Annotated in this window: 13 protein-coding genes; 11 read left to right on the forward strand and 2 right to left on the reverse strand. The window is 44.6% G+C overall.

Annotation, left to right across the window (positions count from 1 at the left end; genetic code table 11):
• The first annotated feature begins 16 nt into the window (after window positions 1-16).
• The 5 genes from M3P07_RS12110 to M3P07_RS12130 all read left to right on the forward strand — a co-directional run bounded on the left by M3P07_RS12110 (window position 17) and on the right by M3P07_RS12130 (window position 5,938).
• Window positions 17-1,852 carry an SLC13 family permease gene (locus M3P07_RS12110; protein WP_249970173.1) on the forward strand — a complete coding sequence of 612 codons (1,836 nt, stop codon included), beginning with the start codon at window positions 17-19 and terminating at the stop codon, window positions 1,850-1,852.
• Window positions 1,853-1,869: 17 nt separating this feature from the next.
• Window positions 1,870-3,498, forward strand: coding sequence for a phosphoenolpyruvate carboxykinase (ATP) (gene pckA / locus M3P07_RS12115; RefSeq protein WP_249970174.1), 1,629 nt, complete (start codon window positions 1,870-1,872; stop codon window positions 3,496-3,498).
• Between the two features lie 12 nt (window positions 3,499-3,510).
• Complete coding sequence (locus tag M3P07_RS12120) at window positions 3,511-4,827, forward strand: ATP-dependent 6-phosphofructokinase (protein ID WP_249970175.1); 1,317 nt, start codon at window positions 3,511-3,513, stop codon at window positions 4,825-4,827.
• A gap of 139 nt (window positions 4,828-4,966) precedes the next feature.
• Window positions 4,967-5,266: an HPF/RaiA family ribosome-associated protein gene (locus M3P07_RS12125; RefSeq protein WP_249970176.1), complete on the forward strand. Its 300-nt coding sequence runs from the start codon at window positions 4,967-4,969 to the stop codon at window positions 5,264-5,266.
• A gap of 45 nt (window positions 5,267-5,311) precedes the next feature.
• Window positions 5,312-5,938, forward strand: a complete 627-nt coding sequence (locus M3P07_RS12130) for a hypothetical protein (protein WP_249970177.1) — start codon at window positions 5,312-5,314, stop codon at window positions 5,936-5,938.
• Window positions 5,939-6,227: 289 nt separating this feature from the next.
• Here the strand turns inward: M3P07_RS12130 and M3P07_RS12135 are convergent, their stop codons facing one another.
• Both M3P07_RS12135 and M3P07_RS12140 read right to left on the reverse strand, forming a co-directional pair.
• Window positions 6,228-7,583, reverse strand: coding sequence for a sugar porter family MFS transporter (locus tag M3P07_RS12135; protein ID WP_249970178.1), 1,356 nt, complete (start codon window positions 7,581-7,583; stop codon window positions 6,228-6,230).
• A gap of 32 nt (window positions 7,584-7,615) precedes the next feature.
• A complete protein-coding gene (locus tag M3P07_RS12140; protein WP_249970179.1) occupies window positions 7,616-8,776 on the reverse strand; it encodes a 3-deoxy-D-manno-octulosonic acid transferase in 1,161 nt (386 codons plus the stop codon).
• A gap of 163 nt (window positions 8,777-8,939) precedes the next feature.
• Between M3P07_RS12140 and M3P07_RS12145 the strand changes: the two genes are divergently transcribed.
• The 6 genes from M3P07_RS12145 to odhB all read left to right on the forward strand — a co-directional run bounded on the left by M3P07_RS12145 (window position 8,940) and on the right by odhB (window position 17,054).
• On the forward strand, window positions 8,940-10,100 hold the full coding sequence (locus tag M3P07_RS12145) for a DegT/DnrJ/EryC1/StrS family aminotransferase (RefSeq protein WP_249970180.1): 1,161 nt from the start codon (window positions 8,940-8,942) through the stop codon (window positions 10,098-10,100).
• Complete coding sequence (gene galE, locus M3P07_RS12150) at window positions 10,097-11,113, forward strand: UDP-glucose 4-epimerase GalE (protein ID WP_249970181.1); 1,017 nt, start codon at window positions 10,097-10,099, stop codon at window positions 11,111-11,113. The genes M3P07_RS12145 and galE overlap by 4 nt, the downstream gene beginning before the upstream one ends.
• Window positions 11,114-11,249: 136 nt before the next feature.
• Window positions 11,250-12,527, forward strand: a complete 1,278-nt coding sequence (locus M3P07_RS12155) for a metal-dependent hydrolase family protein (RefSeq protein ID WP_249970182.1) — start codon at window positions 11,250-11,252, stop codon at window positions 12,525-12,527.
• Window positions 12,528-12,555: 28 nt separating this feature from the next.
• Entirely contained in the window at window positions 12,556-12,912 is a 357-nt protein-coding gene (locus M3P07_RS12160; RefSeq protein ID WP_249970183.1) for a hypothetical protein, read from the forward strand.
• 97 nt (window positions 12,913-13,009) lie between these two features.
• The gene (locus M3P07_RS12165; RefSeq protein ID WP_249970184.1) at window positions 13,010-15,805 is read left to right on the forward strand and encodes a 2-oxoglutarate dehydrogenase E1 component; all 2,796 of its coding nucleotides are present in this window, start codon (window positions 13,010-13,012) and stop codon (window positions 15,803-15,805) included.
• A gap of 25 nt (window positions 15,806-15,830) precedes the next feature.
• Entirely contained in the window at window positions 15,831-17,054 is a 1,224-nt protein-coding gene (gene odhB / locus M3P07_RS12170) for a 2-oxoglutarate dehydrogenase complex dihydrolipoyllysine-residue succinyltransferase (protein WP_249970185.1), read from the forward strand.
• Window positions 17,055-17,208 lie beyond the last annotated feature (154 nt).

Consider the following 17,208-nt stretch of genomic DNA (forward strand, 5'->3'; position numbering starts at 1 on the left):
CCCCAATTTTGAGCTGATGACTACACTACTGGTAATACTTAGTATTACGATTGTCTTGTTTGTTTGGGGAAAGTTTCCACCGGATGTGGTGGCCCTGATGTCCATGTTATCATTGTTCCTTACCGGAATTTTGGACATAAAGGAAACCCTGATCGGGTTTAGCAACCCCACGGTGATCATGATTGCGGCCTTGTTCATAATTGGTGAAGGGCTTTCTCGAACCGGATGGACGGCGATGGCAGGTCGGCGGTTTGTGGAATGGGCCAAGAGCAGCGTACCCAAATTATTGGTAATTGTTACGCTGGGGTCCAGTTTGCTCTCAGGATTCGTGAGCAATACCGGAACGGTGGCGGCCCTATTGCCTGTTACCGTAACGGCCGCTTGGAATGCGGGAACGCTTCCCTCAAAACTGTTGATGCCAGTGGCCTTTGGTTCCAACACAGGTGGTTTACTTACCCTAACGGGAACACCACCTAACATTATTGCGAGCAATGCCTTGGTTGAAAATGGTTATGAAGGATTTTCATTTTTTGAGTTTGGATTGATAGGACTACCGCTGTTGTTGATATCCATTCTTTATTTCAGATATGTGGGCTACAGATTATTGCCCAAAAACAGAACAAAGAACAAGCCGATGGCCTTGGATGAAGAAATGCACAAATGGATCGAGAATTACAGTATAGGTGACAACCTGTACCGTTTGCGTATTCGATCTATGTCCACCTTGATCAATACCAAGGTAGAGGACTGGGATTTCGAGGAAACCCATAACGTCTCTTTGATGCGCTTAAAAAGAAGACATCCAAATCCATTGCAAGGAATTCATCAATTTGTGGAATTACCAGACCCCCAGACAGAGATGAGGTACCACGACATCATCACGGTGAAGGGAGAAGCCGGAGATGTGGACAAGTTGGTATTGAAATTTGGCTTGGGGGTTATTCCTTGGAAACCGGAAAGCGACCTGCTCAAAAAAGAGCTCATCAACCAAGAGGTGGGTATGGCAGAGATGATCATCACCCCTAAATCTGTTTTTGTGGGGAAAACACTTCCATTGGGTCATTATCTGAGGCAAGCTGGGGTGCAATTGCTAGCAGCATCAAGAAATAGTAAGCCCCTGAGTGGTAAGATTAAGATTGAGGCAGGGGACGCATTTGTGATCCGTGGGCAATGGGAAAATATCGAGGCACTGACATCCATGTACGAGAATTTGGTAATCTCGGGGAGTCCCGAGGCCTTGTCCAAAAATGTGGACGTGCTTACCCCAAAAAGTTACATTGCGTTGGGCACCCTGGCATTGATGATTGTCCTATTGGTATTTAACATTCTACCTGGTGCCATTGCTGCCTTGGCATGTGCTGGAATTATGATGCTCACTGGCTGCGTTCCCATCTCCAAGGCTTACAAAGGCATAAGTTGGACGAGTGTGGTGATGATCGCCGCCATGATACCCATGGGATTGGCGCTTCAGAAAACTGGAGTGGCCCAATGGGCGGCAAATAGTTTGGTGGATGTGCTCGGAAGTATTCATCCCACGGCGCTGCTGGCAGGAATATTTTTGTTGACCACAACCTTTAGCCAGACCATCAACAACTCTGCGACGGCGGTTTTGATGGCCCCCATAGCCATTGTGGCCTCCACTACCATGGGGGTATCTCCCAAACCATTTTTGATTGCTGTGGCCATTAGTGCATCAACGGCATTTTTAACTCCTGTTGGTACCACCACAAATGCCATGGTTATGACCTCGGGAGGATACAGATTTACAGATTATGTAAAAGTGGGAGGGCCACTGCTGCTCCTATTCTTTATAGCAACACTAGTATTGGTTCCATTGATTTGGAGCTTTTAACCTTAAAACAGAAAATTATGGACGAAGTCATGGAAACAACCAAAGATTTAAGCAAATATGGCTTACAGAACGCTACGGCACACTGGAATTTAAGTGCTGAGACCCTACAAAATATTACTGTGGAAAAAGGAATGGGCGTGGAGTCAGAAAATGGCACCTTGTCCATAAACACAGGAAAGTTTACCGGACGATCTCCCAAAGACCGTTTTTTGGTAAAGGATGATTACACCAAGGATAAGATATGGTGGGGTAGGATCAACAAACCGATTTCCCCCGAAAACTTTGACAAGTTACAAGCTGAGGTGGTAAACTATATGGATGGGAAGGAACTCTATGTCAGGGATGCTTCCGTTTGTGCCGACCCCAAGTATAAAATGAACGTAAGGGTCATTGCCGAATATCCATGGTCTAGCTATTTCATCAAAAACATGTTCATTCGCTTAGGTGAAGCAGAACTGCAGGATTTTGAAGAAGAATGGTTGGTGCTTTGTGCCCCTGGGTATGAATGTCCAAATCCTGAGGAGTATGGAATAATTGCAGGGAATTTCTCCATTTTAAACTGGACCAAAAAGGTCGCGCTTGTAGGTGGCTCTGAATATCCCGGTGAAATGAAAAAAGGAATTTTTACTGCCTTGAACTTTGTGTTGCCAGTCGAAAAAAATGTATTGCCCATGCACTGTTCCGCCAATGTTGGAAAAGACGGGGATACGGCCATTTACTTTGGCCTGTCTGGAACTGGTAAGACAACACTTTCTGCTGATCCAGACCGCAAACTGATCGGTGATGATGAACATGGGTGGACAGCTGATAACACCATCTTCAATTTTGAAGGGGGTTGTTATGCCAAGGTAATTGACTTGACCGAGGAAAAGGAACCGGATATATATCGGGCCATTCGACCTGGTGCTTTATTGGAGAACATTGTTTTTAAAGAAGGAACCAAAGAGGTCGATTTCTTTGATAGTAGCATTACCCAAAATACAAGGGTGAGTTATCCAATTGATCATATCGATAATATTCAAACCCCATCCTATGCTGCTAATCCAAAAAACATTTTCTTTCTTACCTGCGATGCCTTTGGCGTATTGCCCCCGGTTTCCAAATTAACCCCCGGACAGGCCGCGTACCACTTTATTTCCGGATATACGGCCAAGGTAGCAGGTACAGAAGCAGGCATAAACGAACCAGTTCCCTCCTTCTCAGCATGTTTTGGAGAGCCTTTTATGCCTTTGCACCCGGCAGTTTATGCCGAAATGTTGAGCAAGAAGATGAAGGAAGCCGGTGTAAACGTTTGGTTGATCAATACCGGGTGGAGCGGTGGCCCTTATGGCGTTGGCTCCAGAATCAAGCTTAAATATACACGTGCTATGATTTCTGCCATTTTGGAAGGAAAACTGGATGAGGTTGAGTTTGATGCACACCCTGTTTTTGGTCTACACATGCCCAAATACTGCCCAGGTGTACCTACAGAAATGTTGGATCCCATGAACACTTGGCTGCAAAAAGGAGCCTATGTGAGCAAATCGATTCAGTTGGCGCATTCGTTTCATATTAACTTTGATAAATTTGCTAGTGAAGCATCGGAGGAAATCCTTAACGGCGGTCCACTAATTGATTCACACCATAGCTTGGATGATCATTTTTAATCGTTGAACAACGTGAGCGAAGCAAACAGGTTTCAAATAGAACAACTTGGAAGGCCAAATTTCAAATCTCCCCTGCAGTTAAGCACTGTTAGGGGAGATCATATCTTTAATTTCGTCAGTGAGTCGGATAAATTGGTCTTTGACCTTTCCATGGACCAGTACACCCGCTGTCTGTCGGAAGGGCAGGAGCCGAGTTGTTTGGAAAAGGCAGGCCCTAGACAGGATATCTTCTTTGATCCTAAGGAGACCACGGCCGCAATTGTTACCTGTGGCGGTCTTTGCCCTGGAATCAACAATGTGATCCGCGGAGTGGTCATGGCCCTACATTATTTTTATGGGATCAAGAGAATTGTGGGCATTCCGTACGGATATGAAGGCCTCAACCCTGAAATGGGTCATGGTTTTGTGGAGCTTACACCAGAAAAAGTGAAGGACATCCATCAGTTTGGTGGAACGTTCCTTGGTTCCTCCAGGGGAGGACAGGATGTATCCGTGATGGTCGATACTTTGGAGGCCAACAACATCAACATGCTTTTTGCCATAGGGGGCGATGGTACCCTAAAAGGGGTAAATGCCATCGGGGAGGAAATCAAGAAAAGAGGCAGCAATATCAGTGTTGTGGGTATTCCTAAGACCATAGATAACGATATTGACCTCATTGACGAATCCTTCGGATTTGAAACGGCCTTTGATGTGGCCAGTCCCATCATCAGGGATGCACACAACGAAGCGGCAGGCGCGTATAATGGTATTTCCATAGTAAAGCTCATGGGTCGGGATAGTGGTTTTATTGCAGCTTCGGCGGCTTTGGCCATGCCGGTCGTGAACTTTGTGCTGATTCCCGAGATGGATTTTCAACTGGAAGGGGAATTGGGCTTTTTAGGGGTACTTCGAAAGCGATTGGAGCGTAAAAAACACGCTGTGATTGTCGTAGCAGAAGGTGCCGGACAACAATTGTTTCAAGATCAAAATAGAACAAAGGACGCTTCAGGGAATATCAAACATGCGGATATTGGGGTTTTCCTAAAGGAAAAAATCAAGGCCTACTTTACGGATATTCCGGTCACTATCAAATATATTGACCCCAGTTATATTGTGCGAAGCGCACCGGCCAATTCCAGCGATAGTATTTATTGTAGCCGTTTGGCCTACCATGCCGTGCACGGTGCCATGGCAGGGAAAACAAAGTTTGTGGCTTGTAAGGTGAACAACAAGTTCGTCTACATTCCCATTTCCGAAGTAACCAAAAAGCGCAAAAAAATAGATTTGGAAAGTGAGTTTTGGTTTTCGGTGTTGCAGAGTACTGGCCAACCCTTTTTGCTGAAATAACCCCGCAACTAACAAACATCACACTTTAGGATTTTCCGATTGTTTGGATACCAATTTTTGCGTTGTCCATTCCTGATAATTGTCATTTTTTACAGATGATAGTGTGGCTAGCTTTATACTGATTTTAAAAATTAGCATTATGGTAGTCAACATTCAATATCAGAAAATGAAATCCAGTGAATCCTTGAACAAATTATTGTTGAAGAAATTGGAACGTCTAGGAAAGAAGTACAGTTGGGTAATCAAAGCCAATGTACTTTTTAAGATAGACCATGACAAGGCTGGGGAGGATAACATTTGTGAGATTGAATTGAGTGCTCCTGGACCTAGGATGTTTGCCAAGTCCCGATCACACGATTTTGAAAAATCGATGTCAGAAACCATAGATGAACTCAAAAGACAATTGGAAAAAAGACAAGGTGTCTTTATAAAGCATTGACAGGGATTATGGAAAAATCCCCTTGTAACCTTAAAAATTCATAAGATGAAAGCGAAACTGATTCTTTTGTCCTTAGTACTGTTAACGGGTTGTGCATCTACCCAATTGGTAGGTACATGGAAGAATCCCGAAATCGTTTTGTTTGATGCCTATAAGGTGTTGGTAGTGGGGATGAGCCAAGATGAAACCGTCCGCATAGACTTTGAGACCGAGCTTGTCGAACGCTTGGAACAAACTGGGGTGGAAGCGATGCGGAGCATCGACCTTTTTGACGTGGAGTTCACCTCGTCCGAAAAATCCGAGGAGGAACTTTCCGCTGTGGAGCAGCAATTGTTGGACAAGGGTTTTGACGCTATACTTTTTACAAAGGTGGTGGGTACGGAAAACCGGCGGACCTTTAAGGAGCGTTTGAATAAATTCAACAACTTGTACGCCCGTTTTAGCCAAGATTATCTTGGGCATCAGGAAATGTACTACGACCCGGAGTATTACGAAACCTTCAATTTATATCATATTGAAACAGCTTTGTACTGTATCTGTGTGGATAAAGAACGGGAGCTTATATGGAAAGGCGACTTCGAGGTAACGGAACCCAATAAAGTGAATAAGACCATTGACACATATATTCGGTTAATGACCACCGCAATGGAAGAGGAGGATGTGATTTTTTAGGTGGTCGGTCTCCAATGGTTAGGGATGCGGTAGGTAATCTACCGCATTCTTTTTACCCTAAAATGCCCAAAAAGTCCAAAAGAATACAAACGGGTATGGCAATCAAGATAATGACAAGTACAATTACCATAAAGCGCAAAAAGCCTACTAGCATTTTATTGCCGAAAGAAATTTCATCAGTCATAATAGTGTTATTTCCTTTCAATGTACGGAATTATTCGTGGATTTTCCGCAAAATCAAGGCTTATATTCGACTAAGTGACAGCTTTTAAGCTGTGTTGTAACTTCGCTATTCTTTTTTAGATTTCCGGCTTAATTTTTTGCCCAATTCCTCTAAGGAAATTCCCTTGGTCTCGGGCATTGCAAAAATTACCCAAAGCAACTGGAGGACCATCATAATGGCAAAAAATAAGAAAATGGGCCATGGATTATCCTTGAAAATACCTTTATCTGCATCCAGAAAAATTGGAGTGGTCAAGGTAATCAGTGCGGCAAAGACCCAATGTGTACCGGTGCCCCAAGATTGCCCGAAAGCCCGAACCTTGTTGGGAAATATCTCGGAGATGAAGACCCATATCACAGCTCCTTGACCGATGGCATGGGAGGCGATAAATACCAAGATAAAGGTGAGCAATAGGGTAGAGCTGGCATCCGAGTAAAAACACCAACCCACCATGGCCAAACTCACAATATAGCCCACAGAGCCTATTTTCATCAATTGTCTTCTGCCTAAGTGGTCTATAAGCCGTATGCCAATCAGGGTAAAAATAAGATTAACAATTCCTATTGAAATGGAACTGAACAAGGATTCTTTTGCTGCCAAACCGGCCCGTTCCAATATCTCGGGGGCGTAATACAACACAAAATTGATTCCGGACAATTGGTTAAAAAAGGCTATCAAAAAAGCAAGAGACAGTTGTTTGCTGTACTTGCCGGAAAATAGACTTTCCTTGGAGAGACTTTGGCTCAAGGCCTCCTTGATTTGTTTCAATCTAGCTTGTGCCAGTTCCGCAGTGGTGATGTATTCCAAGGTTTTCAAGGCCCCTGTTTCATCCTGCTTTTTGGACATTAGCCATCTTGGGCTTTTGGGAACCGTTAATACCATCAGGGTGTAGGCCAAAGCGGGGATGGCTTCAACCCCCAGCATCCAACGCCAATCGTTGGCGCCATCAAAACCTTTGAGTAAATAGTTGGAGATAAAGGCCACAAAAATTCCGAATACAATATTGAACTGGTACATGGCACCCAATTTCCCTCTGTTCTCAGGAGTGGAAATTTCGGAGATATAAATGGGAGCCGCCACCGATGACGCACCAACCCCAACACCGCCAATAAAGCGGAAAAAGGAAAAGAGATATGGGTCTTGGGCAACCGCCGAGCCAATGGCTGAAAGAAAGTAGAGAATCCCTATCCAAATCAGTGTATTTTTTCGTCCCAATTTGTCACAAGGAATACCGCCCATAAGGGAACCTAATACTGTTCCCCAAAGAGCCATACTCATGATAAAGACACCATGAAAAATAGGAGAAGTGTTCCAGAGTTCCTTGATGGGAAGATTCGCCCCAGAAATGACTACGGTATCAAAACCGAATAAAAAACCGGCCAGGGCCGCAGTAAGGGAAATTCGAAATATGCGTTGGTTCATGAGGTTTGAATTTTCCTAAAACTAGGAAAAAATTAAAGAATGGTCCTCACGTAATCCAGGACGCTTTCCGTGGCACCTACGTTTTGTTGGATGTAGTCGGAATTGATTTTCCCGATAGCCTTACGGAAGGTGTTTTCTGAAACGAAGCGATGCATCAGCGCATTGAAATCTTCGGAATTGTGCACCACTTGGATTCCGTTTAGGTGTACCAAATTTTCGGCTTCCTTAAATCCTTCAAATTCGGGCCCAATGATCACAGGGATGCCAAACACGGCTGGTTCCAAGGTGTTGTGCAGCCCCGTGGCAAAGGCTCCACCCACATAGGCAACATCGGCGTAGCTGTAAATTTTGGTCAAAAGTCCGATGGTGTCAACAATAAGCACTTGATAATTGGAAATATCTTGGTTACCCATTTCCGAATAACGAAGGGTGCTTTTAGAAATGCTGCTTTTGATTTTTTCAATCTTTACCGGTTTTATGGTGTGTGGGGCCAACACAAACTTCAGGTCTTTTGGGGCCTTGTTGATGTAATCCACTAATATGGCTTCATCCTCCGGCCAAGTACTCCCGGCCACAAAACAGAAGTTACCATTCTTAAAACGCTCCATAAAGTCCAGTTGGTTGTTGCGCTTCAGGATTTCAGAAACCCTATCAAACCGCGTATCCCCACCAACAGTGACATTTTCGTGACCCACAGATTCCAATAGCAATTTGGATTGCTCTTCCTGCACAAAAAAATGGGAAAAGGCACGGAGATTCTTTCGCATAAAGCCTCCCCAAGGTTTAAAGTATACTTGACGTTTGGAGAAAATGGCCGATACTAGCAAGGTGGGTATTTTTCTTTGCTTCAGCTGCATTAAATAGTTGGGCCAAATCTCATATTTCACGAATATGGCAAGCACGGGATTGAAGGTGTTCAGGAAAAGTTTTGCATTACCACGGGTATCCATGGGCAAATAAAGCACTTGGTCCGCAACTTTGGTGTCCTTTTTCACTTCGTAGCCCGAAGGGGAAAAAAACGTAAGGACCACTTTGTGGGACGGGTATTCGGACCGGATGCGTTCCAAAATGGGAAGACCTTGTTCAAACTCTCCCAAAGATGCCACGTGCATCCAGACCCAAGGGGCTTCCCCAACATTGGCCGACTTCAAGAATTCCTTGGTTCTTTTCCTCCCTTTGACGAAGAGTGCCATTTTGGGACTGAACCAGGCAACAAGATGTAGGCACCACCATGCAAGGTGGGTTAGTAGACCATAAAATAGATGCAAGAGATTCATTTTCCGCTAAAATACATTCTTTCATCATTAGGGCATTATGGCATCTTAATTTCTTAATTTTGCAATTCAATTTATCTTGATGAAAAAAATACAAATGGTTGACCTTAAAGGTCAATACGAAGGGATAAAAAATGAAGTGAATTCTTCCATCACCGAAGTCCTGGAGTCCTCAGCGTTTATTAATGGTCCTTATGTACATGCGTTCCAAAAAGAGCTTGAAACCTATTTGGACGTAAAACATGTGATCCCGTGTGCCAATGGTACCGATGCCCTACAAATTTGTATGATGGGATTGGGATTAAAGCCCGGAGATGAGGTCATCACCGCCGATTTTACTTTTGCGGCGACCGTTGAGGTGATTGCACTACTTAATCTAACCCCAGTTTTGGTCGATGTGGAGCCCGATACGTTCAATATTGACCCCAAGGCCATAGAAAAGGCGATTACGCCAAAAACCAAAGCCATTGTCCCTGTGCATTTGTTTGGACAATGTGCCAATATGGACGCAATCATGGCGTTGGCCGAAAAGCACAATCTGTTCGTGATTGAAGATAATGCACAAGCGATTGGGGCAAGCCATACCTTTAACAATGGAACAAAGAAAAAAGCTGGGACCATAGGGCATGTGGCTTCCACGTCCTTTTTTCCTTCCAAAAATTTAGGTTGTTATGGCGATGGCGGTGCAATATTCACCAACGATGATGATTTGGCCCATACTATTCGCGGCATAGTGAATCATGGGATGTATAAAAGATATTACCACGATGTGGTCGGGGTCAACTCGCGTTTGGATTCGGTACAGGCCGCTGTCTTAAAGGCCAAGCTTCCCAAACTTGATGACTACAATAAAAGCAGGAGGGAAGCAGCGGAGAAATACAACCTTGCGTTTAAAGATCATCCGCAAATCGTTGTTCCCAAGATCAACCCAAATTGTGATGATCAATCGGATTCTACGGATTGCCATGTATTTCATCAGTATACTCTTCGAATTTTGAACGAAAAAAGAGACGAATTGGCACAACATTTAAATGATAATGGCGTTCCATGTGGGGTGTACTATCCTGTTCCGTTGCATTTGCAGAAAGCCTATGCGGATGACCGATACGATGAGGCCGATTTCCCGGTTACCAATCAGTTGGTAAAAGAAGTGATTTCGCTTCCCATGCACACGGAATTGGATGATGAGCAAATCGCATTCATAACCAACTTGGTCATAGACTTTGTAAATAATCAACCATGAAGATACTTGTAACCGGGGGACTTGGATTTATTGGGTCCCATACCGTTGTTGAACTCCAAAATGAAGGTTTTGAAGTCGTCATTATCGATGACTTGTCCAATTCATCTGAAAATGTGTTGGATGGGATTGAAGCCATCACAGGCAAACGCCCCATATTTGAAAAAATGGACTTAAGGGAGAAATCCAAGGTCCAAGATTTTTTCAAGAAACATCACGATTTGGAAGGGGTTATCCACTTTGCGGCCTCCAAAGCTGTTGGGGAAAGTGTGGAAAAACCGCTTTTGTACTACGAGAACAATCTTGGGGTTTTGGTGTACCTGCTTCAAGAGCTCAGTAAAATGGACAAGGCGAATTTCATTTTTAGCTCTTCTTGCACGGTCTACGGTCAGGCGGACTCGCTTCCGATTACCGAGGATGCCCCAGTTAAACCGGCAGAATCCCCTTATGGAAATACAAAACAGATAGGAGAGGAGATAATCCGGGACACCTGTCATGTAAATTCGCAATTGTCGGCTATTGCACTTCGCTACTTTAACCCCATAGGTGCGCACCCCTCTGTGGAAATTGGGGAATTACCGATTGGTGTACCCCAAAATTTGGTTCCTTTTATTACCCAAACAGCAGTTGGTCTAAGAGAGCAACTCTCCGTATTTGGTGATGATTATCCAACCGAGGATGGTACCTGCATTCGCGACTATATCCATGTGGTGGATGTTGCCAAGGCACATGTTGTGGCCTTGCAACGTTTGCTCGGACAAAAGAACGACAGCAATTTCGAAGTCTTTAATTTGGGTACCGGAAAAGGAAGTTCCGTATTGGAGGTGATTCATAGTTTTGAACGGGTCTCAGGTGAAAAACTCAATTATAAGATTGTGGATAGAAGACCAGGAGATGTTATCCAGGCCTATGCCGATACTACAAATGCCAACAATGTTTTGGGTTGGAAAGCCGCATCTACCTTGGACGATTCCATGAAATCTGCTTGGGATTGGGAGCAAAAGGTCCGAAACTAAAAACATAATGTAAGTAATAACTAAAGGCCCATCATTCGATGGGCTTTTTTCTTTGAATGCAAAGTTGTGGGCTTGCCTATGGCTTTAACGGAATCAATGCTTACATTTATTGGAATAATTTTTAGCTAACTCAAATATGAAAAACCTTTTAGTCCTTCCAGCATTGTTACTGGGTTCCCTTTTAATGGCCCAAGAAACGTACCTCCATTGCGGTAAAATTGTAGATGTCGATTCCGGTAAAGTACTTTCCGAAAAAACCATTGTGGTTTCGGGCAATACCATCAAAGCCATTGAAAATGGTTATCAATCGGGGGGAGATGAAGATGTGGTCATCGACCTAAAGGACAAGACCGTGATGCCCGGTTTTATAGATATGCACGTACACATAGAGGGTCAATCCAGTGCCCAATCCTACATTCAACGCTTTACACTCAATGAGGCCGATGTGGCTTTCCAATCCACCGTCTATGCCAAGAATACCCTTATGGCAGGCTTTACAACGGTCCGTGACCTGGGAGGTAGCGGGGTTAATATTGCCTTGCGAAAGGCCATTGCCAAAGGCACTGTGGTAGGACCTAGAATTTTTACCGCAGGTAAAGCTATTGGAACAACCGGGGGGCATGCAGACCCGACCAATGGAATGAAAAAAGATTTAATGGGCGACCCTGGTCCAAAACAAGGTGTTGTGAATTCCCCAGAAGATGGGAAAAAAGCGGTGCGCCAAAGGTATAAGGATGGTGCGGATGTTATCAAAATTACAGCGACAGGAGGTGTTTTGAGTGTGGCCAAAAGTGGTCAAAACCCCCAATTTACCTTAGAGGAAATCAAAGCCATCACCGAAACCGCCAAAGATTATGGAATGCTCACTGCAGCGCATGCCCATGGCGATGAGGGGATGCAAAGAGCCGTTCTCGGCGGAATCAAAACCATAGAACATGGTACCTTGATGAGCGACGAAACCATGGATTTGATGATAAAGCACAATTCGTTTTTGGTTCCCACAATTACTGCCGGAAAACAAGTGACCGAGAAAGCTAAGATTCCGGGGTATTTCCCAGCAGTTGTGGCCAAAAAGGCGAGCGAAATTGGGCCAAAAATCCAAGGAATGTTTCAACGCGCATATAAAAAAGGGGTACCAATTGCCTTTGGTACAGATGCTGGTGTATTTCCCCATGGAGAGAATGCTAGGGAATTTGTGTATATGGCCGAAGCAGGAATGCCGATTATGGAGGCGATCAAGTCTGCGACCATCACCAATGCCAATTTGTTGGGCATGGGAGATAATTTAGGACAATTGAAGGAAGGATATTTGGCAGATATCGTTGCGGTTGATGAGAATCCAAAGGACAATGTGGAAACCTTGAAGCATGTAACCTTTGTAATGAAGGAAGGTAAAGTCTATAAGACCCAATAATCTCTTTTGGGCCTACTTGTAAACGAAGATGATATCCGGTTTCAACAACAGTTTGGAGATTCTACAACAGGCCCAAAAAGAACTTTTGTACGGGGAGTTGGTTTTGCAGCTCCAAAAGGATTGTATCCGAGCGAATATCGGTTTGAAGCTTTCCACTGAAATGGAACCGCATGCGTTAAAAACTGCCCTGCACGAAAAAATCTATGTGCTGATTCTGGAAAAGTTCGAGTTGTATTTGAACCTTTTGTATGTGGTAGATATTCCCGAACAGGAAATCAAGAATTTGGCAAGTTTGGATGCCGTGGATGCCTCTTCCCGAGTCTGTTTTTTAATCTTGGCAAGGGAGTGGCAGAAAGTTTGGTTCCGACACAAATATAACTCCTAACTGGATTTTGTCAAATTAGCCCCATTTTGTCGACCTAACTAGTGTAATTGTTGTATTTTTGACTAAATTTTTGCATAGCTTTTGCTAGAGAGAATCAATGGATAAATATTCCTTTTTAAATGCTGCGCACACTTCATTTTTTGCGGAGCAGTACGATAAGTATCTAACAAGCCCCGATAGTGTAGAACCCAGTTGGAGGGCTTTTTTCCAAGGTTTTGATTTTGGCATGGAAAGCTCCTTGGGCGAATTGGAGCTGACTTCGGAAAATGGCATTGTTACCACGGCCAATGGGCAAGAAGTGGTAATTCCACAATCCCTCCAAAAGGAATTTCAGGTTGTTAAGTTGATAAACGGCTACCGCTCCCGGGGACATCTGTTCACACAGACCAATCCGGTCCGCGAACGAAGAAAGTATATACCCACCTTGGAACTTTCCAACTTTGGTTTGTCCGATGAAGATTTGGATACGGTCTTTGATGCAGGAAAAATTATAGGAATTGGGCCAAGTTCCCTGAAAAATATTGTCAACCACCTAGAGCGGATTTATTGCGATGCCATTGGGGTCGAATATATGTATATCCGAACTCCGGAACGCATCCAATGGATTCAGGATTGGTTGAACGTCAATGACAACCACCCCAATTTTTCCCCAGAGGAAAAAAAGAATATCCTTAGAAAACTGAACGAGGCTGTTTCATTCGAAAGTTTTTTGCACACCAAATACGTAGGTCAAAAACGCTTTTCCTTGGAAGGCGGGGAATCCCTTATTCCCGCTTTGGATGTGATTATTGAAAAAGCTGCGGACGCTGGCGTCAAGCAGTTTGTTATGGGGATGGCGCACCGTGGACGACTCAGTGTGTTAACGAATATCTTCGGAAAATCCCCCAAGGATATTTTTAGCGAGTTTGACGGTAAAGACTACGAGGAGACCATCTTCGATGGTGATGTAAAATACCACTTGGGATGGACTTCCCGTCGCGAAACGGATTCCGGAAAAGTGGTGAACATGAACATTGCCCCAAACCCATCCCACCTAGAAACCGTGAATGGAATTGTTGAAGGTATAGCCAGGGCCAAACAGGATCGTTATCATCAGGACGAGGTTTCGGAGGTGCTGCCTATATTGGTCCATGGGGATGCAGCATTTGCTGGTCAGGGTGTGGTATATGAGGTTATTCAAATGGCACGATTGGACGGATACCATACGGGTGGAACCATTCATATTGTGGTCAACAATCAAATTGGATTTACCACCAATTATCTCGATGCCCGTTCCTCCACTTATTGTACCGATGTTGGTAAAGTAACGCTTTCTCCGGTACTTCACGTAAATGCCGATGATGCGGAGGCAGTGGTCCATGCGGCTACCTTTGCCCTGGAATATAGAATGCGCTATAAACGCGATATTTTCCTGGATTTACTAGGATATAGAAAATATGGGCACAACGAGGGGGACGAACCCAAATTTACCCAACCCCTGCTGTACAAGTCAATTTCCAAGCATAAGAATCCTAGGGATATCTATGCTGAAAAGTTGATTGCCCAAGGGGTTATCGACCAAGATTATGTAAAAAGCCTTGAGGCGGAATACAAGAAAAACCTGGAGGAGGATCTGTTGGATTCACGCAAGGTGGAAAAAACCCGCATCACTCCCTTTATGCAGGATGAGTGGGAAGGTTTTGGTCAGGTGACCGAAGATGCCATGTTAAAGGACATCAACACAAAGTACCCGATCAAGAAGTTGGATGCGATCGCGAAGAGTATTACGGGGCTTCCCGAAGGGAAGAAATTCCTACGTAAACTTGAACGTTTGGTTGCAGCCCGAAGCAAAATGTATTTTGAGGACAATCAGTTGGATTGGGCCATGGGGGAACTCTTGGCATACGGGTCATTGATTGAAGAAGGATACGATGTCCGCATGACCGGCCAGGATGTGGAACGGGGAACGTTTTCGCATCGCCACGCCGTGATTAAAACGGAGATGCATGAAGAGGAAGTGACCCTACTCAATGAGTTGGGGGATAACCAAAATGGCAAATTCCATATCTATAACTCCTTGCTGTCCGAATACGCGGTTATGGGATTTGATTATGGCTACGCCATGGCAAGTCCAAAAACCTTGACCATTTGGGAAGCGCAGTTTGGTGATTTTAGCAACGGGGCCCAGATCATTATTGACCAATACCTATCGTCCGCAGAAGATAAATGGAAGCTTCAAAATGGGTTGGTGCTGCTATTGCCTCACGGTTATGAAGGACAAGGCGCCGAGCATTCTTCAGCGAGAATGGAAAGATACCTGCAGCTTTGCGCCAAGGATAATATGTATGTGGCCGATGTTACAACGCCCGCCAATATGTTCCATTTGTTACGAAGGCAAATGAAGGCTAAGTTCAGAAAGCCCTTAGTAGTGTTTACGCCCAAGAGTTTGTTAAGGCACCCAAAGGTATTGTCGACCAAGGAGGAAATGGCAAAAGGTGGTTTCCAACCATTGATCGATGATCCAGATGCTGCTGCATCCAAGGTAAAAACCTTGGTTTTCTGTACAGGGAAATTCTACTACGATTTGCTCGACAAAAAAGAAGAATTGAAACGGGACGATGTGGCCTTGGTACGTTTGGAACAGTTGTTTCCGTTGCCATCCAAGGAAATGCGTAGCATCATCAAAAAATATAAGAATGCCACTGATATTGTTTGGGCCCAGGAAGAGCCCAGGAATATGGGAGCATGGGGGCACCTGTTGATGCATTTTGAAGAAGCCAAGACCTTTAGAGTGGCTTCCCGAAGATTTTATGGGGCACCAGCTGCAGGTAGTGCAGTGCGTTCCCAGAGAAGGCATGCCCAAGTAATAGAATATGTCTTTGATAAGTCCAAGGACAACATGGTAAGAAGATAATTTAAAAGCATAAAACTAAAATAACATGGTTTTAGAAATGAAAGTTCCCTCGCCAGGGGAATCCATAACCGAGGTAGAAATTGCAGAATGGTTGGTGCAAGATGGGGACTATGTAGAAAAGGACCAGGCGATTGCCGAGGTCGATTCGGACAAGGCTACCTTGGAGCTTCCCGCGGAGGAAAGTGGAGTGATTACCTTAAAGGCTGAGGAAGGCGATGCCGTGGCCGTAGGTGAGGTGGTATGTTTGATCGATACCAGTGCTGCCAAGCCCGAGGGTGCTGCAGCTCCTGCCGAGGAATCCAAATCGGAGGCCAAAGAAGAGCCAGCAAAAACTGAGGCTGCCAAGCCAGGGGAGGCTAAAAAAGAAACCTATGCTTCTGGGACACCTTCTCCCGCGGCCAAGAAGATTTTGGACGAAAAAGGAGTGGATGCCGCTTCCGTTTCTGGAACAGGAAGGGATGGGCGTATCACCAAGGAGGACGCGGTAAAAGCGGTACCATCCATGGGAACGCCTACGGGTGGTAACAGGGGAGAATCCCGTTCCAAACTGTCCATGCTTCGAAGAAAAGTGGCTGAAAGATTGGTTTCTGCCAAAAATGAAACGGCCATGTTGACGACCTTCAACGAGGTGGATATGTCTCCTATTTTTGCGCTACGAAAAGAATTCAAGGAAACCTTTAAAGAAAAACACGGGGTGAGCCTTGGGTTCATGTCTTTCTTCACAAAAGCTGTAGTCCGAGCCTTGGAAATGTATCCCGCGGTAAATTCCATGATCGATGGCAAAGAAATGTTGTCCTTTGATTTTTGTGATATTAGTATTGCGGTTTCCGGACCAAAAGGGTTGATGGTTCCTGTGATTAGAAATGCGGAGAATTTGACTTTTAGAGGCGTTGAATCAGAGGTAAAAAGATTGGCGATTCGGGCCAGGGAAGGTGAAATTACTGTGGACGAAATGACCGGGGGAACCTTTACCATAACCAACGGAGGGGTGTTTGGCTCCATGTTGTCCACGCCTATTATTAATCCTCCGCAAAGTGCTATTCTGGGTATGCACAACATTGTAGAAAGACCGATTGCCAAGGATGGACAGGTCGTCATAGCGCCAATCATGTATGTGGCTTTGTCTTATGACCATAGAATAATTGATGGTAAGGAATCCGTAGGATTCTTGGTTGCTGTTAAGGAAGCCTTGGAAAGTCCGGAAGAATTGTTGATGGACGGCAATGTGAAAAAAGCATTGGAGCTATAAAACTACTTTAGGGTACAATGTTATTTTGCACTCTTTGGTGGGGTGTGAGATTTCTTGAGTTTATTTAATGTGCGAATGTGCGAATGTGCGAATGTGCGAATGTGCGAATGTGCGAATTGGTGATTTTGTGCCAGCCTGTTAACCGGGACGGAAG

It is taken from the genome of Flagellimonas myxillae, assembly GCF_023502235.1.
Classification (GTDB): domain Bacteria; phylum Bacteroidota; class Bacteroidia; order Flavobacteriales; family Flavobacteriaceae; genus Flagellimonas; species Flagellimonas myxillae.